Origin of the sequence: Hyphomicrobium sp., assembly GCF_019744875.1 — a bacterium.
In the GTDB taxonomy this organism is placed as follows: domain Bacteria; phylum Pseudomonadota; class Alphaproteobacteria; order Rhizobiales; family Hyphomicrobiaceae; genus Hyphomicrobium_C.
Genome location: NZ_JAIETU010000003.1, coordinates 148,950 through 174,143, shown reverse-complemented (window position 1 = coordinate 174,143; position 25,194 = coordinate 148,950). Strand labels below are relative to the sequence as shown.

The window sequence follows — 25,194 nt, the reverse complement described above, 5'->3', positions numbered from 1 at the left end:
ATGACCGCCCTCGCCAAAGTGCCGTGCAGCATCGTGACCGGATTTCTCGGCGCGGGTAAAACCACGCTCGTGCGCAACATCCTGCAGAACGGCGCCGGCCGCCGTCTCGCCGTCATCGTCAACGAGTTCGGCGACGTCGGCATCGATGGCGAGATCCTGAAGAGCTGCGGCGTCGAAAACTGCAGCGAAGATCGGATCGTCGAGCTGTCGAACGGCTGCATCTGCTGCACGGTGGCCGACGACTTCGTGCCGGCGCTCGAAAGCCTTTTGTCTCTGCCGGAGCCGCCTGAGCACATCCTGATCGAGACGTCGGGACTGGCGCTGCCGAAGCCCCTGGTGCAGGCGTTCAACTGGCCCGCGATCGCCTCGCGTGTGACCGTGGATGGCGTGATCGCCGTGGTGGACGGCGCGGCCGTCGCTGCGGGCCGCTTCGCCGACGATCCGGAGGCGCTGGCCGCGCAACGAGCGGAAGACGCTTCCGTCGATCACGACAATCCGCTCGAAGAGGTGTTCGAAGACCAGCTTCTGTGTGCGGACCTGATCGTACTCAACAAGGCCGATCTTATGACGGACGCGGAACGGGAAGCCGTGGCGCGGGACATCAAGGCGGTCGTGCCGCGGGCGGTTAAGGTGGTCGAGACGACGGGCGGCCAGCTCGATCCCAAGGTGCTGCTCGGGCTCGGTGCGGCGGCCGAGGCGGATCTCGCGGCGCGCCCCTCCCATCATGACGGTGAGGACGATCACGATCACGACGATTTCGACACCTTCATCGTCGACATCCCCGCGCTCGATGCTCCCGAAAAGCTGCTCGAGCGTATCGCGCGCGCGGCGGACGCCCATGACATTCTCCGCATCAAGGGGTTTGCCGATATCAAGGGTAAGCCGATGCGCCTCCTGATCCAGGGCGTGGGCTCGCGCCTGCAGCATCAGTTCGATCGTGCCTGGCGCCCCGGGGAGGCCCGCCAGGGCCGCCTCGTCGTGATCGGGCAGAAGGGGCTGGACCGAATTGCGATCTCCGAGGCCATCGGGAGTGTGTAAGATTGCCGGATGCATCTGCTAGCTGTCGAAACGGGTTCGCTGGATGAAATCGACGGTGCGGTCGATCTAGGTCAGACGCCCGCCGATGTTGTGGTTCTGTCGTTCAGCGACAGCGACCTTTCCGCGCTCGCGGCGATTTGGAGCGAAAGCCATCTAAACGACGCCGGGGCGCGATTTCCGAGCCTGCGGCTCGCGAGCCTGAAGCGGCTTCGCCATCCCATGTCGGTTGATCTTTACATCGAGCGCGTGATCGCGGGCGCGCGCGTCGTGATCGTGCGGGGTCTCGGCGGCCTCGACTACTGGCGCTACGGGTTCGAGCAGATTGCGGATGTGGCGCGGCGAAAGCAGATTCTGTTTGTCGCCATGCCGGGCGACGATCGGAGCGATGCCCGTCTCGATGCGATCTCAACCGCCTCGCGCGACACTCTCGAAATTTTTGAGCGATACTTCCGCGCTGGCGGGCCAGCCAACGCGCGCAACATTCTGCTCTATGCGGCGAAGCTGCTCGGCGCCGATGTTGCGCCGGAACCGCCTGTCGAACTCGATGCGGCCCTGGCGCTCGACGGGCGCGGTGAGCCCGTGCCGTTGGAACGGCTCGAACCGGGTACAGGGGCTCAGGCTTTCGTCGTGTTCTATCGGGCCAGTCTTCTGGCGGGGGACTACAAGCCCGTTCTCGCCCTTGTCGACCAGCTCACGCAGCGCGGGCTCAATGCGATTGCCATTGCGGTCACAAGCCTGAAGGATCCGGAGGCGGCCCGTCCGCTCGCGGCCCTGATCGCGCGGGCGCGGCCCGACATCATCCTCAACGCGACGGCGTTTTCGGCGTTGCGTGCCGACGACACGACCGTGCTCGACGCGGCAGACTGCCCGGTGCTTCAGGTCGCGCTCGCGGGGCATCCCCGCGAGGCGTGGGAGACGGCATCGCGGGGGCTATCGCCGAGCGATCTGGCGATGAACGTTGTGCTGCCGGAACTCGACGGCCGCATCTTCACGCGCGCGGTATCGTTCAAGGCGGACCTTCCGGCAGAGGACGGGCTCGAATACGCGCGCGTCGTGCACGAGCCGGATGCCGGGCGGGTCGCGTTCGTGGCGGATCTCGCGGCTGCATGGGCTCGCCTGCGCCGCACGCCGCGGGCCGAACGCAAGCTCGCGGTGCTGCTTTCGGACTATCCCAATCGCGCGGGGCGGACGGGCTACGCGTGCGGCCTCGATACGCCGGAGAGTGTGGCGGAAGTGCTCGCCCTGATGGGTGCTGCCGGTTATGCGATCGGTGACGATCCCGTCGATGCGCGTTCTCTCATTGATCAGCTTGCGGGCCTCGCTCCTTCGGACACGATCGAGATCCCGCTTGCCTGGTATGCGCGCCACCTGTCGGGCCTGCCGCAGAGCGTTCAAGATGCCTTGGTAGACGCATGGGGCGCGCCGGACACAGACCCCGCTTGCGACGGCACGCACCTTCGGTATCCATGCGTGCGCCAGGGACATGTGGTCGTCGCCCTTCAACCCGACCGCGGTGCGCTGGGAGACCGCAAGGCGGGCTATCACGATCTCCAGCTTTCCCCGCGGCATTCCTATGTGGCGCTCTATGCGTGGCTGAGGCGCGAAGTCGGCATCGATGCGCTCGTGCACATGGGGACGCACGGAACGCTCGAATGGTTGCCGGGCAAGGCGCTGGCTCTGGCGGACACGTGCTTTCCGGAAGTGGTGCTCGGGCCCGTGCCCGTGATCTATCCCTTCATCGTCAATAATCCGGGCGAGGCGGTGCAGGCCAAGCGGCGCATCGCGGCGGTCACGATCGGCCACCTGACGCCGCCGCTTTGCGAGGCGGGGCTCTCGGGTCCGCTCGGAGAGCTCGAGGGCTTGATCGAAGAGTATGCGGAGGCCGATGGCGTCGACCGGCGCCGGATTGCGATCCTCGAACGCGAGATCCTGGAGCGCGCGTGGCGTTCAGGGCTGGCGGAGGACTGCGGCCTGAAGACGAGCGATGCGCCGCGTGAGGCGGTCGCGAAGCTCGATGCGCAACTTTGCGACATCAAGGATCTGGCCATCCGCGATCATCTGCATGTTTTCGGCCGCGCGCCGGGCCCGGAGTCCGCCGGCGCATTGGCGTCCGCGATTGTGCGCGCTATGCCGACAGCCAATTTCGACGCGACGACTGCCTCCATCGCCGCCTGCGCAAGCCATGAGCGGGCCGCGCTCATTGCCGCGCTCGACGGGCGCCGCGTCGCGCCCGGCCCTTCCGGCGCGCCGACCCGTGGGCGTCAGGATGTCCTGCCGACGGGACGCAATCTCACGACCGTCGATCCGCGCGCCGTGCCGACCCGCACCGCTGCCATCGTGGGTCAGCGCGCCGCCGACGAGGTGGTGCGGCGCTATCTGCAGGATCACGGCGAATATCCGCGCGCGCTGATGCTGGATCTGTGGGCTTCGGCTTCCTTGCGAACGGGCGGCGACGATCTTGCCCAGGCGCTCGCTTTTCTTGGGGCGCGGCCGAAGTGGGATGACGGCTCCAATCGCGTTGTCGGCATCGAGGTGCTGCCGATCGCCAAGCTGGACCGGCCGCGGATCGATGTGACGCTTAGGATCTCGGGATCGTTCCGCGACATCTTCCCGGCGCAGATCGCGCTGTTCGATCTCGCCGTTCGGCTCGTGTCGGAACGTGATGAGCCGGAGGAGTGGAATCCTCTCGCCACGGCGCGGCGCGCGGGTGCCAGCCTCGCGCGCGTATTCGGCGGCGGGCCCGGCACTTACGGGGCCGGTGCCGCATCCGCAGCGCTCGACGGCGCATGGGGTACGCGCGCGGATCTCGCCCAAGCCTACATGGACGCCTCCTCGCATGCCTACGGGGCGGTGAGCGGGGAGCGCGCCGCGCCCCTCGAATTCGCGGATCGCGTAGCGGCGGCGGATGCGCTGGTGCACGTGCAGGACGACCGGGAGCGTGATCTTCTCGACGGCGACGGCGTTGCCGACTTCGCTGGAGGGTTTGCGGCGGCGGCCGAGCGTGCGGGGCGCGCGCCCTCTCTCTATCATCTCGACACCAGCCGGCCCGATGAGCCCCGCGCGCGAACGATCGAAGAAGAGATCGTGCGCATCGTGCGCGGCAGGTTGACGAACCCGCGCTGGCTGGACGGCATGACCGGGCACGGACATCGCGGCGTGGCCGAGATCGCGCAAGGCGTCGATGCGCTCTATGCCTTTGCGGCCACTGCCGACGTCGTGAAAGATCATCTGTTCGATGCCGTGCACGATGCGATCGTGGCCGATGACGCCCGGATCCGGTTGCTGCTGGATCTGAATGCGCCTGCGACGGAAGCCATTGTTGCGCGGCTCAAGGATGCGATTGACCGGCGCCTCTGGACGCCGCGCCGCAATGCCGTGCACGGCGAGCTTGCATCCGTGCTCGATGGGCGACGCGCGCTGGCTTCTGTTGCGGAGGGCGTGAAGCCATGAGCGTCGATGCCGCCATGGCTGAGCCGGCAAAGATCAAGGGATGGTGCCCTGGCGCGCTGCGTCCGATGCAGACGGGCGACGGGCTGATCGTGCGCGTGCGGCCCCGCTGCGGCGCGCTTTCGATTTCGCAGGCGTTGGCGTTGAGCGAGATCGCGCGCCGCTTTGGGAACGGCCACATCGATCTCACGCGCCGTGCGAACCTGCAAATTCGCGGCGTGCAGGCGGATGCGCTGCCCGGCCTGTGGGCGGAGCTTTCCGATTGCGGACTCGTCGATGACAACGCGGAAGCCGAAGCGGTGCGCAATGTGATGCTCGCGCCCTTGGCGGGAGTTGACCCGACGGAGATGTGCGATGTCCGCCCCGTTGCGGCCGCGCTGGAGCAGGAGCTTCTGACATCTGAGGCGCTGTGGGCGCTGCCGGGCAAGTTCGGGTTTTCTGTCGATGGCGGGGGCATTGCGTCGCTCGACGATGAGCGGGCGGATGTTCGGCTGAAAGCTATGCGCGCACCCGGCGGCGTTCGGATCGCTGTCGGCATCGATACCGTCACGGATGTTGCGTGGATGGGGGCGGTCGAGCTGCAGTCGGCGCACGTCGTTGCTGTCGCGGTGGCGATGGAGTTCCTGGCGGTGTCCGAGGGCGCGCGCCGGGTTCGTATGCGCGATCTCGCACCGGGGGATGTCGATCGCATTCGCCGCGTGGTGGCATCTCACGGGGCGGATCCGTTCAATGCTGAGGCACCGGTTGCTTCTACGTCCGCGCCGTATCTGGCCGCTGACCTCGCCGGTCTGATGGTGGTTCGCGGCGCCGTGGTCGCGGCGGGCATCGGTGCGCCGTTTGGCCGATTGGAGGCGTCCGCTCTGAGCGATCTTGGTGTCGCGTCGCGCGATCTCGGTTTTGCCGAGTTGCGTCTCTCGCCGTGGCGGATGATGTTTGCGCCCGTTCCGAATAGGCGCTGCGGCGAGGCGATACTTGAAGCCGCTGCCGCTTGCGGCCTTATCACGACCCCGCGTCATCCGTTGATGTCGATCGATGCGTGCCCCGGTGCGCCCGCGTGCCGTAGCGGCCTGATCGAGACGCGCGCGATTGCGGCGCGGCTGGCCGGGATGATGCCGCTCGCAGGAATTTCTTCCGTTCATGTCTCAGGGTGTGCGAAAGGCTGCTCTCGCTCGGCATCCGCGGACCTCGTGCTCGTGGGCACGCCCACGGGCGTCGGCATCATCAGAAGCGGTACGGCGGCCAGCAATCCGTGCGCGGTCGTTCCGCCGGGCGATCTCGCGAGACTTCCATCCTTGCTTCAGAGCGGTTCCTGACCCATGCAACCTGATCGTTCCTACCTGCGCGATGGGCCGGAAATCTATCGCAACTCGTTCTCGATCATTCGCCGCGAAGCAGATCTTGCGCGCTTCGAGGGGCATGCCGAGAAGGTGGCCGTGCGGGTCATTCACGCGTGCGGCATGGTGGAGCTGGCATCGGATATCGTCATGTCCGACGACTTCGCAACGGCCGGGCGCAACGCGCTGCTCGCTGGCGCCCCTATTCTGTGCGACGCCAACATGGTCGCCTACGGTGTGACGCGCAGCCGGCTACCCGCCAACAACGAGGTGATCTGCACGCTCGCCGATCCGGCGGTGGCGGAGCTTGCTCGCGAGATGGCAACGACGCGCTCGGCAGCAGCCTTGGAGCTTTGGCGGCCCAAGCTCGCGGGATCGGTCGTGGCCATCGGAAACGCGCCGACGGCGTTGTTCCGCCTGCTCGAGATGCTGGAAGAGGGCGCGCCGCGGCCGGCCGCCATCATCGGCATTCCGGTCGGGTTCGTGGGGGCCGCCGAGTCCAAGGACGCTTTGCGCGCCGCAGCTCCGTGTCCGTATCTCATCGTTGCCGGTCGCAAGGGCGGCAGTGCCATGGCGGCTGCCGCGATCAATGCTCTCGCGAGTGAAACCGAATGACGGATCTCGAAGACATCGCCGGGGCCGCGAAAGCTGGCGTTCTCTATGGCATCGGTTGCGGCCCGGGGGACGTGCGGTATCTGACGTTGCGTGCGGCGGGACTGATCCGCTCCGTGGACGTGATCGCCTTCTTCGCGAAAAAGGATCGCGAGGGGAACGCGCGCAAGATTGTGTCCGCGCTTGTTGCTCCGGGCAGGCGGGAGCTGCGGTTGGTCTACCCCGTGACGGATGAAATTCCCTCCAGCGATCCGAGGTATCGCGACCAGATCTCCGGCTTCTATCGCGACGCGGCGTCTGCAATCGAGGCCGAACTGAAAGACGGACGCTCGGTGGGGCTGCTGGCCGAGGGAGACCCGTTCTTCTACGGCTCCTTCATGCACATGTGGCGCCGGCTCGATGCGATCGTTCCGGTCGAGGTCGTGCCGGGCGTGACGGGCATGTCGGGCTGCTGGACGCGCGCCAACGCGCCGATCACGTGGGGCGACGATGTGCTTTCGGTCGTTCCCGGCACGCTCGACGAGGAGAGCCTGACGCGCAGGCTCGCGTCCTCGGATGCGGCGGTGATCATGAAGATCGGACGCAACTTCGAAAAAATTCGCCGCGCCGTGACGGCGGCGGGCCTCATTGAGCGCGCGATCTATGTCGAACGCGGCACGATGGCGGACGAGCGGATTCTGCCGCTCAAGGATTGCGCCGACGTGCGCGGCACCTACTTCGCGATGGTGATCATTCCGGGCCAGGGGCGGCGCCTATGAGCGGCAAGATCACAGTGGTTGGGCTTGGTCCAGGCGGCGCCGACCTGACGACGCCGGCTGTCGCCAGCGCGCTTGCGGAGGCGACCGACCTCGTGGGCTACGTGACGTATCTCGACCGGGTTCCGGCCGGGCCCGCTGGCCAGCGGCGCCATGGCTCGGACAATCGTGTCGAGGTGGAGCGCGCGCGTCATGCGCTCTCGCTTGCGGCCGAAGGGCGGACTGTCGTTGTTGTGTCTGGGGGAGATCCGGGCGTGTTCGCGATGGCCTCAGCGGTGTTCGAGGCGGTCGAAACCGGCGATCCGGCGTGGCGGCTACTCGACATCCGCGTCGAGCCCGGCGTGACTGCGATGCTCGCCGCGGCAGCGCATGCGGGTGCACCGCTCGGTGGCGACTTTTGCGCCATTTCGCTGTCCGACAACCTGAAGTCCTGGGCGACGATCGAAAAGCGGCTCGAGGCGGCGGCGCGCGGTGATTTCGTCATCGCGCTCTACAATCCGGCTTCCAAGGCGCGACCCGAGCAGATTGGGCGCGCGTTTGCGCTGCTGCAAACCTTGAAGGCGCCCGACACAATCGTGATGTTCGTTCGCGCGGCTGGGACACCGGATGTGCAGCTCTCCATCCAGCAGCTTGGCTCTGTCGACGCGTCGGCGGTCGATATGCGCACGCTCGTGCTGATCGGGTCCAGTGCGACGCGGACGATTGCGCGCGAAGGTGCTGCGCCCTGGGTCTACACGCCGCGCTCGGAGCGCGCGTTCTCATGAAGCGTATCGAGCCAGAGACGCGCGTCTGCGGCGGTGGGCACGGTGTGGCGCCCGGCCTTTATCGGCCGCTCGATCACCACGACCGGGATCTGGAGTTGGCGGGCGGCCGCGATTTTGGCGTAGGTCGCCTTGCCGCCGGCGTTCTTCGTGACCACGACATCGATGCGGTGACGCGCCAGAAGGTCGAGTTCGTCTTCGATTGCGAAAGGCCCGCGCGATTCGATCACAGTCGCGTCGGGCGGCAAGTCCGCGTGCTCCGGCGGATCGATCGTACGAATGACGTAGGCGTGGCTCGGCGCGCTTTGGAACGCGCCGATGTTCTGCCGGCCTACGCTCAGAAACACCCGTCGCGGGGTATCTCCCAATGCAGCCGCTGCGTCTTCGATGGTGCGGACGGCGTCCCAGCGGTCGCCGGGCATCGCGCTCCAGGGCGGACGCACGATCGTGCACAGCGGAAGGCCGAGCGTGGCGGTCGCGGCCGTCGCATTGGCGGAGATCTGAGCCGCGAAGGGATGCGTTGCGTCGATGACGGCGTCGATCTGATTGTCCGCGAGCCAGCGGGCGAGACCCTCCGGTCCGCCGAAGCCGCCGCTGCGCGTCGTCACGCCGTTCGCAAGCACGGGCTTGGCCGTTCGCCCCGCGAGCGACAGGGTGACTTCGAATGGCGAACCGGTGGCGAGGCCGCTCGCGATTGCCGAGGCTTCCGTCGTGCCTCCGAGGATCAGGACGCGCATCAGGGGCACTTTCATGTCTGAGCAGGCGGCGGAGCTTCCGGGCCGGCGCTGGCTGGCGCTCATCGGAATCGGTGAGGACGGCGTTGTCGGTCTCTCCGATGCCGCGAAAGCTCTCATCGCAGGCGCTGAATTCGTCGTTGGCGGCCAGCGACACCTCATGTTGGCGCGAGAGCTGATCCGGGGCAAGGCGCTTGCCTGGCCGAGCCCCATTGCAGGTGCCTTTCCGGAGATTGTGTCGCGGCGCGGACGTCCCATCGTGGTGCTCGCAAGCGGCGATCCGTTCTTCTACGGCGTCGGCAAGCAGTTGGCCGAGCTGGTGTCGCCGTCCGAGATTTTGTGCGTGCCACAGCCGTCTGCGTTCAGTCTGGCGGCGGCGCGGCTCGGTTGGGCGTTGCAGGACACCGCGCTGGTGTCGCTGCATGGTCGGCCGCTCGAAACCATCATTCGTCACCTGCATCGGAGCGCGCGGATCCTCGCGCTTTCATGGGATGGCGAGACGCCGGGCCGGCTGGCCCGGTTGCTGTCGGATCGCGGCATCGGGGAAGCGTCCCTCACGGTGCTCGAGGCGTTGGGCGGGTCGCGCGAGCGAGTGCGCATGGCAACGGCTGCCAACTTTGCGCTCGCGGATATCGACGGGCTCAACACGCTTGCCATCGCGCTGCCCTCTGAGGTGACGGGTGGTGCATCGAGCCTTGCGACGGGGCTCGACGACAGCGCGTTCGAGAGCGACGGTCAATTGACGAAGCGCGAAATCCGCGCGGTGACGTTGTCTTCGCTCGCGCCTCAGCCGGGCGAACTGCTGTGGGATGTCGGGCTCGGTGCTGGCTCGGTCGCCATCGAGTGGCTGCTGCGCCATGCCTCCATGCGCGCCATCGGTTTCGAGCAGCGGGCCGACCGGGCGGAACGCGCGGGACGCAATGCGCTCGCGCTCGGCGCGCCAGAGCTGCGCATCGTCGTCGGCCGCGCGCCCGAAGCGTTTGCGGGACAGGTGTCGCCGGATGCGATTTTCGTCGGTGGCGGCATGGGGGAAGCGGGCGTGTTCGAGGCCGCTTGGGCGGCGCTCAAGCCCGGCGGGCGTCTCGTAGCCAATGCCGTGTCTCTGAAAACCGAGCAGGTCCTGCTCGGCCTCCATCACGCGCACGGCGGGGATCTGATCCGTCTCGAAGTCGCGCGGGCCGCGCCGATCGGCCGCGAGATGGGATGGCACCCGGCAAAGCCGGTGACGCACTGGTGTGTGAGGAAGCCATGGTAGCGTGCGGCATCGGATGCCGGAAAGGCGCGCCGGTTGAGGATATCGAAGCCGCGATCCGTGCGGCGCGAAAGGCCGCCGCGTGCGAGGACGCCATCTCCGTCGTGGGGACGGAAGCGGGCAAACTCGACGAGCCGGGCCTGCGCGAAGTAGTGCGCCGTCTGGGCGTGGCGCTCGTCGGCTATGACGTGGAAACGCTCAACGGCGTGTCGAAGGCCATTCTGACGGTGTCGCCGGCCGCGCAGCGCCACAAGGGCGTTTTCTCGGTCGCGGAGGCCGCGGCGCTGCTCGCGGCGGGAGACAATGCGGTGCTCCTCGGCCCGCGAGAGGCCGTTCAGACTGCGACCTGCGCATTGGCGGTCGGCATTGGGAGAGAGACATGACCGTCCATTTCATCGGCGCCGGTCCCGGTGCTGCCGACTTGATCACGGTGCGCGGGCGCGACCTGATCGCGGCGTCGCCGGTCTGTCTCTATGCCGGTTCTCTCATTCCGAAGGCGCTGCTGGAGCATTGTCCGGAAGGCGCGCGGATCATCGACACCGCTCCGCTGTCGCTCGACGAGATCGTGGCCGAGTTCGAGGCGGCGCATGCCGCGGGGCACGATGTGGCGCGGCTTCATTCCGGCGATCTTTCGATCTGGAGCGCCACGGCCGAGCAGATCCGCCGCCTGCGCGCGTTGTCCATTCCCTATTCGATGACGCCGGGGGTGCCGTCTTTCGCCGCCGCCGCCGCCGCGCTGGGCCAGGAGCTGACGCTTCCGGAAGTCGCGCAATCCCTGGTGCTGACGCGGACATCGGGGCGCGCGTCCGCCATGCCGGAGACCGAAACGCTGGCGACGTTCGCGGCCTCCAAGACGACGCTCGCCATCCACCTGTCGATCCAGAGCATCGACCGCGTGGTGGCGGAGCTCGTGCCATTCTATGGCGCGGATTGCGCGGCCGTGGTTGTGGCGCGGGCGAGCTGGCCGGATGAAGAGATCGTGCGGGGAACGCTTGCCACGATCGCTGAGGTGGTTGCGCAGGCCGGGATCGACCGGACGGCGTTGATCCTCGTCGGCCCTGCGCTCGGGGCGTCCGATTTTCGCGAGAGCGCGCTCTACAGCGTCGACTATCAGCGTCGTTACCGGGGGCGGTGATGATCTCGCAGCCCTCAGCGCCGCGAGGTCTCGTGATCGCGGCGCCGCGCTCCGGCTCGGGCAAGACGACGGTCACGCTCGGGCTGCTTGCGGCGCTTCGGCGGCGGGGCGTTGCCGTCCAGCCGTTCAAGACCGGTCCCGATTATCTCGATACCGGGCACCACGAGCGTGCGGCGGGACGGGCGAGCTACAACCTCGACACCTGGGCCATGCCGCAAGATCTGATCGCGGGCCTCGTTGCGGAGGCTGCCGCGGACGCCGAGCTTTGCGTGGTCGAAGGCGTGATGGGCCTGTTCGATGGCGCCGCAGGCCAGGGACTTTCCGGGAACGGCTCGACGGCGGATCTGGCGGCGCTGCTCGGCTGGCCCGTTGTTCTCGTGCTCGACGTCGCGGGGCAGACGGAGACCGCGGCGGCGGTCGCGCTCGGATGCGCACGCTATCGCTCTGACCTGCGCATTGCCAGCGTGATTTTGAACCAGGTGGCGAGCGACCGGCATCTGGATCTGATCCGCACTGGCTTAGAACGTGTCGGCCTGCCGTTGCTTGGCGCGCTGAGGCGCAATGCTGGCATACGCCTGCCGGAGCGCCATCTCGGCCTCGTGCAAGCGAATGAACATGCCGACTACGGCGCGCGGATGGACGCGCTGGCCGAGACGATTGAGGCGTCCATCGATCTCGATGCGCTCGTCGCGGCGGCAGAGCCGTGTGGGCAAGCGCTGCCGTCCGCTGGTGCATTCAAGGGCGCATTGCGTCCGCCGGGCCAGCGTATCGCGCTGGCGCGCGATGACGCGTTCTCGTTCACATACGCGCACGTTCTTGCCTGTTGGCGCGCGTCGGGGGCTGAAATTTTTCCGTTCTCGCCGCTCAATGACGAGGAGGCGCGCGCGGATGCCGATGCCGTCTGGCTGCCGGGCGGATATCCCGAGCTTCACGCCGGGCAGATCGCCAACGCTGCGCGGTTCATGAGCAGCCTTCGGTGCCATGCGGGCGCAGGCGTTCCGATCCACGGCGAGTGCGGCGGCTTCATGGTTCTTGGCGAAGGGCTCGAGGACGCCGAGGGCAACCGCCATGCGATGGTGGGGCTTCTCAAGGCAGAAACGTCATTCCGGAGCCGCAAGCTGCATCTCGGCTATCGGCGAGGTGTGCTCCGCTCCGATTGCGCGCTGGGCCGCAAGGGGACCGCGCTTTATGGGCACGAGTTCCACTATGCCACGCTGGTGTCCGACACCGGCGAGCCGCTGCTCGATGGCGTCGATGCAACGGGTGCCGCTCACGTGATGGGATCGCGGGCCGGCAGCGTCAGCGGATCGTTTTTTCACGTTCTGTCTGCGGCGTCCGGCTCACTCAAATCAGGCTGTCATTCCTGATCAGGTGGAGCGCCGCAGGACGTAGGTGTCCATGATCCAGCCGTGGCGCTGCTTTTCGCGGGCGCGGATTTCCTCGATTTTGCCGATGACATCGCGCGTTTTGCCCGAGACGAGGATCTCGTCGGGCGTTCCCAGATACGCGCCCCAATGGATGTCGGCGTCCATCAGCGCGGCGGCCTTCAACCCGTCGCCGCGATCGAGCATGACGACTACGGTCTCGGCTGCAGCCGGGAAACCGTTCTGCGCGAGATCGCGGCCCGTGGTGATCGACACGGATCCTCCGATGGTGTTGAGGACGATCTGGTGGCTCGCGGCCAGCGCCTGAATGGCGCTGATGCCGGGGATGACTTCGCTCTTGAAGGCAAGGTTGCCTTCGGTGCGCAAGAGTTCGAGCAGGCGCAGCGTGCTGTCGTAGAAGCTCGGATCGCCCCAGACGAGGAATGCGCCGCAGCCGTTTTCGTCGAGCGCGTCTTCGATCTGGGCCGCAAGCACGCGCGCGCGTTCGCGGTGCCACGTCTCGACGCCGCGCGTGTATCCATGAGGCTCGGGATCGCGAATGGGGTCTTCGATCGAGACGAAGCGATAGGGCCGGCCATCGATGACCTGCTCGCAGATGGCTTTGCGAAGCTGGATCAGATCCTGCGCCCGTTCGCCCTTGTCGAAGACGAAGACCACATCGGCCCGATTGAGCGCCTTGACGGCCTGGACAGTCAGGAAATCAGGATTTCCGGCCCCGATGCCGATGGCCAGTAGCGTTCTCATGGAAGTCCTTGTGCGAGGAAGGCCTGGTGCTTGTGGCGCAAGACTGCGCGCCATTCAACTGCGACAGGCAACTTCCCCGCGTTTCAGGACGACGTCAATGCGACGCTCGTTAAGTAAGGGCGGCGAGGTGCTTCAGGCCGGAGCTGGGAAGCTGCGGCGGGCGGGGCCGACATAGAGCTGGCGCGGGCGGCCGATGCGCTGCTCGGGATCCTCGATCATTTCCTTCCACTGAGCGATCCAGCCAACCGTGCGCGCGACGGCAAACAGCACCGTTAACATCGAGACAGGGAAGCCCATCGCCCGCAGCGTGATGCCCGAATAGAAATCGATGTTGGGGTAGAGCTTCTTCTCGATGAAGTACTCGTCCTGCAGCGCGATGCGTTCCAGCTCCATGGCGATCGCGAGCAGGGGATCGTTGCGCTTGTCCAGCTCGTCGAGCACCTGGTGGCAGGTCTTCTGCATCACCTTCGCGCGCGGATCGTAGTTCTTGTAGACGCGATGGCCGAAGCCCATGAGGCGGAAGCCGGACGACTTGTCCTTCGCCTTCTTGATGTACTCGGGGATGCGCTCGACCGAGCCGATTTCCTGCAGCATGTTGAGGGCTGCCTCGTTGGCGCCGCCGTGGGCCGGTCCCCACAAACAAGCGATTCCGGCCGCGATGCAGGCAAACGGATTGGCGCCCGAGGAGCCCGCGAGACGCACGGTCGAGGTGGACGCGTTCTGTTCGTGATCGGCGTGCAGAATGAAGATGCGATCGAGTGCGCGCGCCACGACGGGGTTCACGACGTATGGCTCGCACGGAACCGAGAAGCACATCTGCAAAAAGTTTGATGTGTAGTCGAGATCGTTGCGCGGATAGATGAACGGCTGGCCCGTGGAGTACTTGTACGCCATCGCGGCAATCGTCGGCATCTTGGCGATCATGCGATAGGACGCGCGCTCGCGCTGCTTGGGATCGTTGATGTCGGTGCTGTCGTGGTAGAAAGCGGACAGCGCGCCGACGACAGCCACCATGATCGACATCGGATGGGCGTCGCGGCGGAAGCCCGTGAAGAAGCGGGTCATCTGCTCGTGCACCATGGTGTGGCGCGTGATGGTCTGCCGGAAGGCCTTGAACTCGTCGTTGGTGGGCAGCTCTCCGTGCAGCAGCAGGAAGCAGGTGGCGAGGAAGTTCGAGTTTTCGGCCAGCTCGTCGATGGAGTAGCCGCGATACAGGAGCTCGCCCTTGTCGCCATCGATGAATGTGATCGCAGAGGAGCAGTTGGCGGTCGAGGTGAAGCCCGGATCATACGTGAAGCGGCCGGTGGTCCCGTACAGCTTGGCGATGTCCAAGACGTCGGGGCCGTGGGTGCCGCGGCGGACTTCGAGCGGCACGGACTTGCCGTCGATCCGCAGCTCGGGCGCGCTGGCGTCGTGCCTGGGGATCGAGGTGTCATAGATGTTCATGCCGGTTCTCCATGTCGTTCGAGCGGCGCTGCGTTGCGTTCGCCTGTCGTTCGGCGGCGGGTTCGCTGACGCGCTTCTTACCTAAGAAGATCACGCCGCAATGACGGCGCGCGCACACGCCGCAGGGCCAAGTATCCCGTATGGGTGCGGCCCGGCGGAAGCGCTGAAAGCGTGAACTTTTGCGAAGCGGGGCGTGCAAATCTGCGAAGGCCGCAAAACATGGTGAAGGCCGTGTCTGGGCTTGGCTCGTGGCGCTTCGTCAGCCAGTGGCCTGCGGCCGATTCTCGACGCGGGGCTGCGCGCTCATTCGCATCATTGTCTGCTTTGCAAGCCGGGCTTCGCATTAATTTACTTTTTCAGGAATGTACGCCGACGGGGGCTTGCGGATAGCGTCCGGCGAAAGATGCCGATCAATCGTTCGACGCTATCAACCCATGGAGAGCCGATGCGTTCCGCAGATATTCTGGCGCTGCCCGAGCCGTTCAATGGGCCTCGCAAATCCGATCCGGATATGCTGATCCGAAGAGTGGCGGACACGGTGCATCGGCTCAATCAGCAGATCACGAATGCTGTCTCTGCCGGGGTCACGGTGGAGCTGATGCGGGCCTCGCGCCATCACAACGGGTGCGGGCAATGGGGGGACCAGATGGTGCCGATGGTCAAGGTTGCGGAACGGGCTGTCGAGGAGTCGTGAGCTGCTCGGCGTGAGGAATTTTGCGCGTGAAGGAAATGAAGCGCGGCAGCGATCATCGCTGCCGCGCTTTTTGTTGTCGCTTAGCTCACTGCGTCGCGTAGTTGCTTTGCCGCGGCCACCATGTTGGTCAGAGCGGGGCGAACGTCTTCCCATTTGCGGGTCTTCAATCCGCAGTCCGGGTTCACCCAGATCAAGTCGGGTGAAATGCGCTCCTTGGCCTTCTCCAGCAGGGTGACCATTTCCTCGATCGGGGGAATTCTGAGCGAGTGGATGTCGTAGACGCCCGGGCCGATCTCGTTCGGATACTTGTAGGTCTTGAAGGCGTCGAGAAGCTCCATTTTCGACCGCGAGGTCTCGATGGAGATGACGTCGGCATCCATGGCGCCAATGGCGTCGATGATGTCGTTGAACTCCGAGTAGCACATGTGCGTGTGGATCTGGGTGGTGTCGGTTACGCTGCTCGAGCAGAGCCGGAAGCTCTCGACGGCCCAATCCAGGTAGGCTTTCCACTCGGCGCGGCGGAGCGGCAGGCCTTCGCGCAGGGCTGCCTCGTCGATCTGGATCATGGCGGCGCCTGCCTTCTCGAGGTCGGCGACTTCATCGCGGATCGCGAGCGCGATCTGGCGGCACGGCGTGCTGCGCGGGACGTCATCGCGGACGAACGACCAGTTCAGGATCGTGACCGGTCCGGTGAGCATGCCCTTGACGGGCTTCTTGGTCAGTGACTGGGCGTACGTCCACCATTCGACCGTCATCGGCTTCGGGCGCGACACGTCGCCGAACAGGATCGGCGGGCGCACGTAGCGCGACCCGTAGCTTTGCACCCAGGCGTGCTTCGTGAAGGCGAAGCCGGCGAGCTGCTCGCCGAAGTACTGCACCATGTCGTTGCGTTCGAACTCGCCATGCACGAGCACGTCGATGCCGATGTCTTCCTGCCAGCGGATCGCCGCTTCGGTTTCCTTCCGCAGGAAGGCCGTGTAGTCCGCGTCGTTGACGGTTCCTTTTGCGTGGCCGGAACGCGCTTTCCGAACGGTGTCCGTCTGCGGGAACGAGCCGATCGTGGTCGTCGGGAAGCGGGGAAGCTGCAGGTGCTTCTGTTGAAGCGCGCGGCGCGCGGCGAATGGAGATGCGCGTTTGGACATCGCATCCGTCACCGCGGCAAGGCGCGTCTGCACCGCGTTGCTGTGGATTTTTGGGGACGTGCGGCGGGATTGAGCGGCGGCCGCCGATGCCGCCAGCTCATCCTTCACGCTGCTGCGGCCTTCATTGAGGGCGCGGCCGAGCACGGAAAGCTCGTCAAGCTTCTGGACCGCGAACGCGAGCCATGTCTTGAGGTCCGGATCGAGGCTCGTTTCCAGCTCAAGGTCGATGGGCGTGTGGAGGAGCGAGCACGAGGGCGCGACGAACAACTTGTTGGCGCGACGGGACGCGACCACCGGCTCCAGCCGATCGAGGATGGCCGGGAGGTTTGCGCGCCAGATGTTGCGGCCGTCGATGACGCCGAGCGAGAGCACGAGATTTGCGGGCGCCTTCGCGAGCACCGCTTCCATCTGATGGGGCGCGCGCACCAGATCCAGATGAAGACCGGCAATCGGCAAAGCGAGCGCCGTTTCGAGATTGGACCCGTAGGGGCCGAAGTAGCTGGCAACCAGCACGCGCAGCCGCGGTACGGCTTTCGCGATCTGCTCGTAGGCAGACTGCAAGGCGAACTGAACCCCATCCTCGATGTCGAGGGCGAGGACCGGCTCGTCGAGCTGCACCCAGTCGGCGCCGCTTTCCGCGAGGCGGCGCAGCACGTCGACGTAAACCGGGATCAGGCCGGGAAGAAGCGAGAGCGGGTCGAAGCCCTGATCTTTCGACTTGGCGAGTTTGAGATAGCTGACCGGTCCCAGCAGCACGGGGCGCGTGTGGATGCCTTGCGCCTTCGCCTCGTTGAACTCGACGATGGCCTTGTCGGAGCCCAGAGAGAACGACTGTCCTTTGAGCAGCTCGGGCACCATGTAGTGGTAGTTGGTGTCGAACCACTTCGTCATTTCGAGCGCAGGCACGCCGGTCTTCGCGGCATGGGTGCCGCCGCAGCACGCGTCGGGCAGCGATTTGAAAGTCTGGCTGCCGCGCGCCATCGCAAAGTAGGTGTCGAGCGGGACGGGGCCGTTCTGCCAGCCGTAGATCTGCGGCACCGCGCCCACCATGACGCTGGTGTCGAGCACATGGTCGTAGAGAGAGAAGTCGTTGCTCGGAATGTGATGGATTCCGGCTGCCCTCTGGCGCTCCCAGTTCGACGTGCGAATGCTGGCCGCTACCTTTTGCAGGGCGTCGGCGTCGGTCTTACCGGACCAGTAGTTTTCGAGTGCGATCTTGAGCTCGCGCTTGGAGCCGATGCGCGGGAAACCCAAGTTTGAAACGGTGACTGACATAATACGGTTCTCCTCGCGGTCACGCCGTGCGTGCCGCGTCTGAAGTTTCAGTTGAATGCGTGGGGATCAGGCGTGCGGACGCTATCCGTCGGCAGCGCTCAAGAGGCGCCTAGCAAGGAATGCATCGAGTTTTGAGAATGACATCGGCAGTCTCCATCGAGATGGAGGCAAAGGCCGAGAGGACGCGTGCGGGCACCGACGGGTTTGCCGCCGGTTGCATGCGACTCACCGGGACACCCCGCCAGTGGACGTTATGGTGTCGGGGCAGGTCTCCTGGCTCGTGGGTCGTCGCTTCCATCCACCTTCCCGGAACGCGAGTTCCAGTGGCTCTTTCGGATGTCGGCTAACCACATACAGTTGCGGGGGCAGCTTCGGATTACCTCCTGGAGGAGGTCACCGAATTCCCTCTTAGCTCTGGCGCCCGAGTATGGGCCCAGAGACCTCGACAAGCTTGAACGTGCCCGAAAACCCTAGCGTCGTCAAGTGATATAAAGACATCTTTATCTCGCTATGCGGCAGCGAGATTGCGCAGGACGTACTGCAGGATGCCGCCGTTTCGGAAATACTCGACCTCGTCGAGCGTATCGATTCGGCAGATGAGCGGAACGGTGGCTGCGGTGCCGTCGAACCGCTCGAAACGGGCTTCGACGATCTGGCGCGGCTTGACGTCCGCGAGCCCGCGAAGCGTGATTTTCTCGCTGCCGTCGAGCCCGAGCGACTGCCAGCTCGTTCCCGTCTCGAACACGAACGGCACGATGCCCATGCCGACCAGGTTCGAGCGATGGATGCGCTCGAACGACTGGGCGATGACCGCTTTTACTCCGAGCAGGTTGGTGCCCTTCGCGGCCCAATCGCGCGACGAGCCGTTGCCGTATTCGACGCCTGCGAAAACGACGAGGGGCACGCCTTCATCGGCGTAGCGCTGCGCGGCGTCGTAGATGGCGAGGCGTTCGCGCGAGGGATGGTGGATCGTGTAGCCGCCTTCGACGACGTTGCCGGCCGCATCGCGCACCATGTGGTTCTTGATGCGGATGTTGGCGAACGTGCCGCGCATCATCACCTCATGGTTGCCGCGCCGCGTGCCGTACTGGTTGAAGTCTTCGGGCTGCACGCCTTCGTCGAGAAGGTATTTGCCAGCGGGGGACGCCGCCTTGATGGAGCCTGCGGGCGAGATGTGGTCGGTGGTGATCTTGTCGCCGAAGAGCGCCAGGATGCGCGCGCCTTCGATATCCACGATCGGGCGCGCCTTCTGGGTGATGCCGCGGAAGTAGGGCGGGTTCTGGACGTAGGTCGAGGCTTGGTCCCAACCGTAGGTCAGGCCGGAGCCGGTTTCGATCGTGCGCCAGTTGTCGTCGCCACGGAACACATCGGCGTATCTGGATCGGAACAGGTCGCGCGTGACGTTGTCGGCGATGAACTGCTGCACTTCCTTGTTCGACGGCCAGATGTCTTTCAAATAGACGGGATTGCCGTCGCGGCTGATGCCGAGAGGTTCGGTTGCGAAATCGCGCACGACGGTGCCGGCGAGCGCGTAGGCGACGACCAGCGGGGGCGATGCCAGATAGTTCGCCTGCACGTCCGGGCTGACGCGGCCTTCGAAGTTGCGATTTCCGGAGAGCACGGCCGCGGCAACGAGGCCGTTTTCGTTGATCGTCTTCGAGATCTCCGCTGGGAGAGGCCCGGAATTTCCGATGCAGGTGGTGCAGCCGAAGCCGACGAGGTTGAAGCCGACCTTGTCGAGATCCTTCTGCAGGCCCGACTTCTCGAGGTAGGCGGCAACAACCTGGCTTCCCGGCGCGAGCGAGGTCTTGACCCAGGATTTCGCGGTCAGGCCCTTGGCGGCCGCATTGCGCGCAAGAAGGCCGGCCGCGATCAGCACCGATGGGTTCGACGTATTCGTGCAGCTCGTGATGGCGGCGATGACGACGTCGCCGTGGCCGATTGCGAAGTCGCGGCCATCGACCGGCGCGCGTTTCGTCTCCTCGTTGGGCTTGCGGTATTCGCCATCGAGGGCGGCGAGGAAGCCGGTCTTGACGTCGGCCAACGCGATGCGGCCTTCCGGGCGCTTCGGGCCCGCCATGGAGGGACCGACCGTCGCGAGATCGAGTGCGAGCGTATCGGTGAAGACGGGATCGCTCGCGCCGCGGTTGCGGAACAGGCCCTGGGCTTTCGCATACGCTTCGACGAGGGCCACGCGCGCGGGCTCGCGGCCCGAGATGTTGAGGTAGTTGAGCGTCTCGTCGTCTATAGGGAAGAAGCCGCAGGTCGCGCCATACTCGGGCGCCATGTTGGCGATGGTGGCGCGGTCGGCGAGCGTCAGGTTATCGAGGCCGGACCCGAAGAACTCGATGAATTTGTTCACCACGCCCTTCACGCGCAGCATCTGCGTGACCGTCAGCACGAGGTCGGTGGCGGTGACGCCTTCCTGGAGCGCGCCCGTCAGGCGGAAGCCGATCACCTCGGGAAGAAGCATCGATTGCGGCTGGCCCAGCATGGCGGCTTCCGCCTCGATGCCGCCCACGCCCCAGCCGAGCACGGCGAGCCCGTTGACCATCGTCGTGTGGCTGTCGGTGCCGACGAGGGTGTCGGGATAGGCGAGCGTTTCGCCGGACGCATCGGTGGCGGTCCATACGGTCTGCGCCAGATATTCGAGGTTCACCTGATGGCAGATGCCGGTGCCGGGCGGCACGACGCGGAAGTTGGCGAATGCGCCTTGTCCCCATTTCAGGAACACATAGCGCTCGCCGTTGCGGCTGTACTCGAGCTCGACGTTTTTGCCCAACGCGTCGGGGCTTCCGAAGGCGTCGACGATGACCGAATGGTCGATGACGAGATCGACGGGGACAAGCGGGTTGATCTTGTTGGCATCACCGCCGAGCGTCAGCATGCCGTCGCGCATGGCGGCGAGATCAACGACGGCGGGGACGCCGGTGAAGTCCTGCATCAGTACGCGCGCGGGGCGGAAGCCGATCTCCTTCTCGGCTTTGCCCGTGTTCTGCAGCCACTCCGACATGGCGACGATGTCGGCCTTGGTGACGGAGCGCCCGTCCTCATGGCGCAAGAGGTTCTCGAGCAGCACCTTCATCGAAAACGGAAGGTTCGAAATGCCGGTCAGACCGTTCTTCTCCGCTTCGGGGAGAGAGTAGTAGACATACTTGGCGCCTTCGACGTCCAGGGTTCGGCGCGCGTTGAAGCTGTCCAGTGAAACGGTCGTTCCGGAAGTCACGGTGATCCCCTCGTTACGATAAAACTCTGCTCCCGCGTTGTGCGCGGGATGGCTGTTGTTGCTGTTGGTGCGGCTGCTGGCTGTTCAGTTTGGAGAGGCGCGCGCTCCACTCACTCGAGAGCGGACGGCTCCGCACGCCGTTCGCCGCGTATCATCGGCACGATCTGATCGCCCCAGTTGCCCTGTCCGTCGTGATGGCGGGAGACGCGGATCAGCTCGACGGTGAGGTTCTCCTTCACGGCGCGCTGAACCGCCTCGTTCAGGCGGTGGGCCGCATCGGCCACGCGACGAAGCGCGCGTTCCTGCGGCTCGTCGTTGGATAGGTCTACCCGACGGAATTCGTCCTCAGCCATTCGCCGCTCTCCGATCCCTGTTCGTGACGTCTTTTACGATCTCGGCCGCGCCGAAACTTGCCGGGCCGGGCCGCGCGTGAGCGGCCCAGCCCGTATGACGCGTTATTCCGCCGCGAACTGGTTCATGGTGTTGTGAGCGCCGCCCGCCTTCAGCGCACGCTCGCCCGACACCATTTCCTTGAACGTGTCGCCGAGATCCGAGCCCACCTCATGCTGATGGCGAACCGCGCTGATACCGCGACGAATTTCTTCGCGCTGCACGGTCGCCACGTAAGCCAGCATCTTGTCGTCGCCGAAGTAGCCGCGCGACAGCTCGTCGGTGCTCTTCGCCGTCAGATGGAAGGTTGGCAGCGTGATCAGGTTGTGGAACACGCCGGCGCGGGCGGAGATGTCGGTCTGGAAGCGGCGCAGGCGCACGTCGGCTTCGCGGCCGAGGTCGCTGGCGTCGAAGTCCGCCGACATGAGCGCGTTGTCGTTCGGATAGTCCTTTTCGGAAATCTTGCCGTCGGCGATCCACTGCGCGCGGACCTGCTTGCGAAGGTTCAGCGTCCAGTTGAATGACGGCGAGTTGTTATAGACAAGCTTGGCGTTCGGGACTTCCTTGCGGATGTCGCTCACCATGCTGGCGATCTCGTCGACGTTCGGCGTGTCGGTCTCGATCCAGATCATGTCGGCATCGCCGTCCCGGAGCGAGGCGACGCAATCCTCGATCACGCGCGCGCGGCCCGATCCCTCGCGGAATGAGAAGAGGCCGTTCGGCATGCGGGCGGGGCGCACCAGCGCGCCGTTCTGCCAGATCGCCATCTCGCCCTCGCGCAGAGGATTGTCGCCCGTGACGGGTTCGGTCTTGAGCCACTTGGTGTAGCTCGATGCCATGTCGCCGGGGCGCTGGCTGACAGGGATCTTCTGCGTGAGGCTCGCGCCCAGGCTGTCCGTGCGCGCGACGATGACGCCGTCGTTCACACCCAGCTCCTCGAACGCGAGGCGGCAGGCGCGTAGCTTTTCAATGAAGTCTTCGCGCGGAACCGTAACCTTGCCGTCCTGGTGGCCGCACTGCTTGGCGTCGGATACCTGGTTCTCGATCTGCAGGCAGCATGCGCCCGCCTTGATCATTTCCTTCGCCAGGAGATAGGTGGCGTGCTCGTTGCCGAAGCCGGCGTCGATGTCGGCGATGATCGGGACGACGTGGCTTTCGAAGCCGTCGATGCGCGCGATGATCTCGTTCACGACCTTGGCCGGCGCGCCTTTCGCCCTGGCTGCCTTGAGCTCGTTGAAGAGGTCATTGAGGGCGACCTCGTCGGCCTGGCGCAGCGAAACGTAGATTTCCTCGATGAGATCGACGACCGAGGTCTTCTCGTGCATCGACTGATCCGGAAGATGACCCCAGCGGTTGCGAAGGCCGGCGACCATCCAGCCCGAAAGGTAGACGTATGCGCCCTTCGTGGTTCCGCGCAGCCGCTTGACGGCCTTGATCATCTGCTGGGCGTGGAAGCCGGACCAGCAGCCGAGCGACTGGGTGAACTTGCCGACGTCCGTGTCGTACTCCGCCATGTCGCGGCGCATGGCGGTCGCCATTGCGCGCGCCACGTCGAGATGGGTTTCGTAGGGCGTCTGAAGGCGAAGCTGGACGATGTCGTCAATGCCGACGCCGCCACGGGTTGCGCCAGTGGGATAGCGGGAGAGCAGCTCGGCACGCAGCTCGCTATAGGACTTCTTGTGCGTCATGCACCTTTTCCTTCCAACAGCTAGATTTAGAATCTCGTCTCGCGGCCACTCCGGGTCGCAGCCAAAGGGCGCAGCAGAGAGCCTCGGTCCTTCCAAGTTGTCGGGCTCGCCGTTCTCGGGCGTGCCTTGGCGGAGGGAGGGGCAGGGAGGTTCCACAAGTCTGAGGTTCGCCCGCGTGCGCATCTCTGTGATCTCTATCGAGGACGCGTTCGCTGTAGCCGCTCACGACGCTTTGCGCAGACGTAAATGTGCGAGGATTTGCGATGCGGAAGCCGCAAATTTGCAAAGGCGGCGAATGCGACCGGATGCGCTCTCGGCTCGTTCAATTCGGGGGCAGGCGTGCGCCGAATGCTAAGCGGAGCCGCATGCGGGGACGCGTGATGCCGTCTATCGTTCGCGTGAAGGATCGGTCGAGGGAGGTGGCTGAGGGGCGCTTGGCGCCAAGTCCCGCCTCACTGTGTCATGATGCGCGTGACCCGGAGCGCGATGCTTCCGACTGGCGTGGCCGCGGCGCGCGAACGTGATGCGCGGCACAAGACCCGCGTCTTGTGCTCTAAGTTTCGATAAGGGAGAGAGACAAAGGAATGGAGGCCACGCCCGGAATTGAACCGGGGTACGCGGATTTGCAGTCCGCTGCGTCACCACTCCGCCACGTGGCCTCAAAATGTATGCAGGCAGGGGACGGACGCGGGTTCCTGGAACCCGTCCGGGCGCTGTATTTCCCCTGCGCCAGCAGGCATCTATCATATACTGAAACGGATGCACAAGCGCGCGCTCGCGCTGCCGTCATCATTTCATATTGGAGCGAAGGCGTGGCCTGTTCCTGCGGGGCGATCTTTCGGGACTGGGGCCGGCGGCTCGAGGATCTGGCCCGTTGCGCCAAGCGGGACGGCATCGCGCTCTACCTGGCTGTACGTCATCCGGGCGTCTCCCTTTGGGTGAAGGGGGTTGCCGTTCTGGTCGCGGCTTACGTGCTGTCGCCCATCGATCTCATTCCCGATTTCATCCCCGTCATTGGGTTCTTGGACGAGCTTATTCTTCTGCCGCTGGTGGTCGGGCTGCTGGTGCGCTGGGTCGATCCCGGCGTCATGGCGGAACTCCGGGACGAGGCGAGCCGTCTCGCGGAGCGTCCGCGCAGTGTTCTCGGGGCTGCGATCGTCGTTGCCGTGTGGATCGGGCTCGCGTTGCTGATCTTGTATTGGGTGTGGCCCATATCCTAAGAGACGCAGCCGAAGAGACGTGTCCTAAGAGACGCGCCCGCGGCGACACATGCGCGCCTTTGCACTTTGGTCGTGACGAGGGGTGTGGCCGGTGCGCGCGACTTTGAGTAAGGTCACGCCGGACACGCGGAGCCATGACATGCGGCTCCCCAGGGAGAATGCCGTGGATTTTGCCATTCAGCGCGCGAACATGGTCGAATCGCAGGTGCGTCCGAGCGACGTGACGGACCGGCGCATCATTCGCGCGATGCGGGATGTGCCGCGGGAGAAGTTCGTGCCCGAGCGGGTTCGGGGCCTCGCCTACATGGATGGGTCCGTGCCGCTTTCGCCGCCGCAGGGCGCGGGAAAGCGCTCGCTGCTGGCGGCGCGCGTGTTCGCCAAGCTCGTCCAGGCGGCCGAGATCGATGCCACGGGGGTTGTGCTCGATATCGGTGCCGGCTCCGGCTACTCGTCGGCGGTTCTCGCGCAATTAGCGGGTCGCGTGGTGGCGCTGGAAAGCGACAGCGCGCTGGCGGCTTCGGCGCGTGAGCTGCTTCCGTCAGTCGGCTGCTCGACTGTCAGCGTGGTCGAGGGCGATCTCGCTCAGGGCTGGGCCGTCGAAGGCCCCTATGACGCTATCGTCGTGGAAGGCGCCATCGAGGTCGTGCCCGAGGCGCTGTTCGATCAGCTCAAGGATGGCGGCCGGCTGGTCGCGATTTCGGGGCGCGGCGCCGGGCGGGCCACCGTCTGGCAGCGCGAGGGCCGGTCGTTCGGGGCGGCGGAAGTGTTCGATGCCAGCGGCGACGTTCTGCCCGGGTTCGAGAAACCGGCAGCTTTCACCTTTTAACAGGTTGTCCCCTTGCAGTTCGGGTTTCGTCACCTAGTGCCGAGACAACACGGCAACTGAGTCTCCGTGTCCACGCATATTTTTTCTGAC

20 protein-coding genes, 1 tRNA gene and 1 riboswitch are annotated in these 25,194 nt (G+C 65.5%); of the genes, 13 read left to right on the top strand and 8 right to left on the bottom strand.

Translation table 11 applies throughout. The features are described from left to right. Genes cobW through cobJ form a run of 6 tightly spaced genes read left to right on the top strand, consistent with a single transcriptional unit; the run spans nt 1 to nt 7,950 of the window. On the top strand, nt 1-1,038 hold the full coding sequence (gene cobW / locus K2Y42_RS07640; RefSeq protein WP_291150669.1) for a cobalamin biosynthesis protein CobW: 1,038 nt from the start codon (nt 1-3) through the stop codon (nt 1,036-1,038). A gap of 9 nt (nt 1,039-1,047) precedes the next feature. After that, a complete protein-coding gene (cobN, locus tag K2Y42_RS07635) occupies nt 1,048-4,488 on the top strand; it encodes a cobaltochelatase subunit CobN (RefSeq protein ID WP_291150668.1) in 3,441 nt (1,146 codons plus the stop codon). After that, complete coding sequence (gene cobG, locus K2Y42_RS07630; RefSeq protein ID WP_291150667.1) at nt 4,485-5,798, top strand: precorrin-3B synthase; 1,314 nt, start codon at nt 4,485-4,487, stop codon at nt 5,796-5,798. The genes cobN and cobG overlap by 4 nt, the downstream gene beginning before the upstream one ends. Nucleotides 5,799-5,801: 3 nt before the next feature. Continuing rightward, nucleotides 5,802-6,434 carry a precorrin-8X methylmutase gene (locus tag K2Y42_RS07625; protein WP_291150665.1) on the top strand — a complete coding sequence of 211 codons (633 nt, stop codon included), beginning with the start codon at nt 5,802-5,804 and terminating at the stop codon, nt 6,432-6,434. Continuing rightward, nucleotides 6,431-7,189: a precorrin-2 C(20)-methyltransferase gene (locus K2Y42_RS07620; protein ID WP_291150664.1), complete on the top strand. Its 759-nt coding sequence runs from the start codon at nt 6,431-6,433 to the stop codon at nt 7,187-7,189. The genes K2Y42_RS07625 and K2Y42_RS07620 overlap by 4 nt, the downstream gene beginning before the upstream one ends. Beyond that, nucleotides 7,186-7,950, top strand: a complete 765-nt coding sequence (gene cobJ, locus K2Y42_RS07615; protein ID WP_291150663.1) for a precorrin-3B C(17)-methyltransferase — start codon at nt 7,186-7,188, stop codon at nt 7,948-7,950. Before K2Y42_RS07620 ends, cobJ begins: the two co-directional genes overlap by 4 nt. Here the strand turns inward: cobJ and K2Y42_RS07610 are convergent. Then, on the bottom strand, nt 7,917-8,684 hold the full coding sequence (locus tag K2Y42_RS07610; RefSeq protein ID WP_291150661.1) for a cobalt-precorrin-6A reductase: 768 nt from the start codon (nt 8,682-8,684) through the stop codon (nt 7,917-7,919). The genes cobJ and K2Y42_RS07610 overlap by 34 nt on opposite strands. 13 nt (nt 8,685-8,697) lie before the next feature. On the opposite strand from K2Y42_RS07610, the gene cbiE reads away from it, so the two are divergent. From cbiE to K2Y42_RS07590, 4 genes are read left to right on the top strand one after another with little or no spacing between them, the layout of a single operon-like run. Continuing rightward, nucleotides 8,698-9,936 carry a precorrin-6y C5,15-methyltransferase (decarboxylating) subunit CbiE gene (cbiE, locus tag K2Y42_RS07605; protein ID WP_291150659.1) on the top strand — a complete coding sequence of 413 codons (1,239 nt, stop codon included), beginning with the start codon at nt 8,698-8,700 and terminating at the stop codon, nt 9,934-9,936. Then, nucleotides 9,930-10,316, top strand: coding sequence for a cobalamin biosynthesis protein (locus K2Y42_RS07600; RefSeq protein ID WP_291150658.1), 387 nt, complete (start codon nt 9,930-9,932; stop codon nt 10,314-10,316). Before cbiE ends, K2Y42_RS07600 begins: the two co-directional genes overlap by 7 nt. Further along, on the top strand, nt 10,313-11,068 hold the full coding sequence (gene cobM / locus K2Y42_RS07595) for a precorrin-4 C(11)-methyltransferase (protein WP_291150656.1): 756 nt from the start codon (nt 10,313-10,315) through the stop codon (nt 11,066-11,068). Before K2Y42_RS07600 ends, cobM begins: the two co-directional genes overlap by 4 nt. Then, entirely contained in the window at nt 11,068-12,435 is a 1,368-nt protein-coding gene (locus K2Y42_RS07590) for a cobyrinate a,c-diamide synthase (protein ID WP_291150654.1), read from the top strand. Before cobM ends, K2Y42_RS07590 begins: the two co-directional genes overlap by 1 nt. Here K2Y42_RS07590 and cobF read toward each other — a convergent pair whose 3' ends face one another. Beyond that, nucleotides 12,436-13,197 carry a precorrin-6A synthase (deacetylating) gene (gene cobF / locus K2Y42_RS07585; RefSeq protein ID WP_291150653.1) on the bottom strand — a complete coding sequence of 254 codons (762 nt, stop codon included), beginning with the start codon at nt 13,195-13,197 and terminating at the stop codon, nt 12,436-12,438. Between the two features lie 132 nt (nt 13,198-13,329). Beyond that, entirely contained in the window at nt 13,330-14,643 is a 1,314-nt protein-coding gene (gene gltA / locus K2Y42_RS07580) for a citrate synthase (protein WP_291150652.1), read from the bottom strand. Between the two features lie 445 nt (nt 14,644-15,088). Between gltA and K2Y42_RS07575 the strand changes: the two genes are divergently transcribed. Beyond that, entirely contained in the window at nt 15,089-15,337 is a 249-nt protein-coding gene (locus tag K2Y42_RS07575; protein WP_291150650.1) for a hypothetical protein, read from the top strand. A gap of 80 nt (nt 15,338-15,417) precedes the next feature. On the opposite strand, the gene metE is transcribed toward K2Y42_RS07575, so the two are convergent. From metE to K2Y42_RS07550, 5 genes are all read right to left on the bottom strand, one after another. Beyond that, entirely contained in the window at nt 15,418-17,754 is a 2,337-nt protein-coding gene (metE, locus tag K2Y42_RS07570) for a 5-methyltetrahydropteroyltriglutamate--homocysteine S-methyltransferase (protein WP_291150649.1), read from the bottom strand. A gap of 245 nt (nt 17,755-17,999) precedes the next feature. After that, nucleotides 18,000-18,214: riboswitch (cobalamin riboswitch) on the bottom strand. A 48-nt stretch (nt 18,215-18,262) separates the two neighbouring features. Continuing rightward, a complete protein-coding gene (acnA, locus tag K2Y42_RS07565) occupies nt 18,263-20,980 on the bottom strand; it encodes an aconitate hydratase AcnA (RefSeq protein WP_291150647.1) in 2,718 nt (905 codons plus the stop codon). 110 nt (nt 20,981-21,090) lie between these two features. Next, nucleotides 21,091-21,333: a hypothetical protein gene (locus tag K2Y42_RS07560; protein ID WP_291150644.1), complete on the bottom strand. Its 243-nt coding sequence runs from the start codon at nt 21,331-21,333 to the stop codon at nt 21,091-21,093. A gap of 102 nt (nt 21,334-21,435) precedes the next feature. Then, complete coding sequence (locus K2Y42_RS07555; RefSeq protein ID WP_291150641.1) at nt 21,436-23,058, bottom strand: isocitrate lyase; 1,623 nt, start codon at nt 23,056-23,058, stop codon at nt 21,436-21,438. Between the two features lie 585 nt (nt 23,059-23,643). Beyond that, nucleotides 23,644-23,717 (bottom strand) — tRNA-Cys (locus tag K2Y42_RS07550). A gap of 153 nt (nt 23,718-23,870) precedes the next feature. Between K2Y42_RS07550 and K2Y42_RS07545 the strand changes: the two genes are divergently transcribed. Together K2Y42_RS07545 and K2Y42_RS07540 are read left to right on the top strand one after the other, a co-directional pair. Further along, complete coding sequence (locus K2Y42_RS07545; protein WP_291150639.1) at nt 23,871-24,278, top strand: DUF1232 domain-containing protein; 408 nt, start codon at nt 23,871-23,873, stop codon at nt 24,276-24,278. Nucleotides 24,279-24,441: 163 nt separating this feature from the next. Next, a complete protein-coding gene (locus tag K2Y42_RS07540) occupies nt 24,442-25,104 on the top strand; it encodes a protein-L-isoaspartate O-methyltransferase (RefSeq protein ID WP_291150637.1) in 663 nt (220 codons plus the stop codon). Nucleotides 25,105-25,194 lie beyond the last annotated feature (90 nt).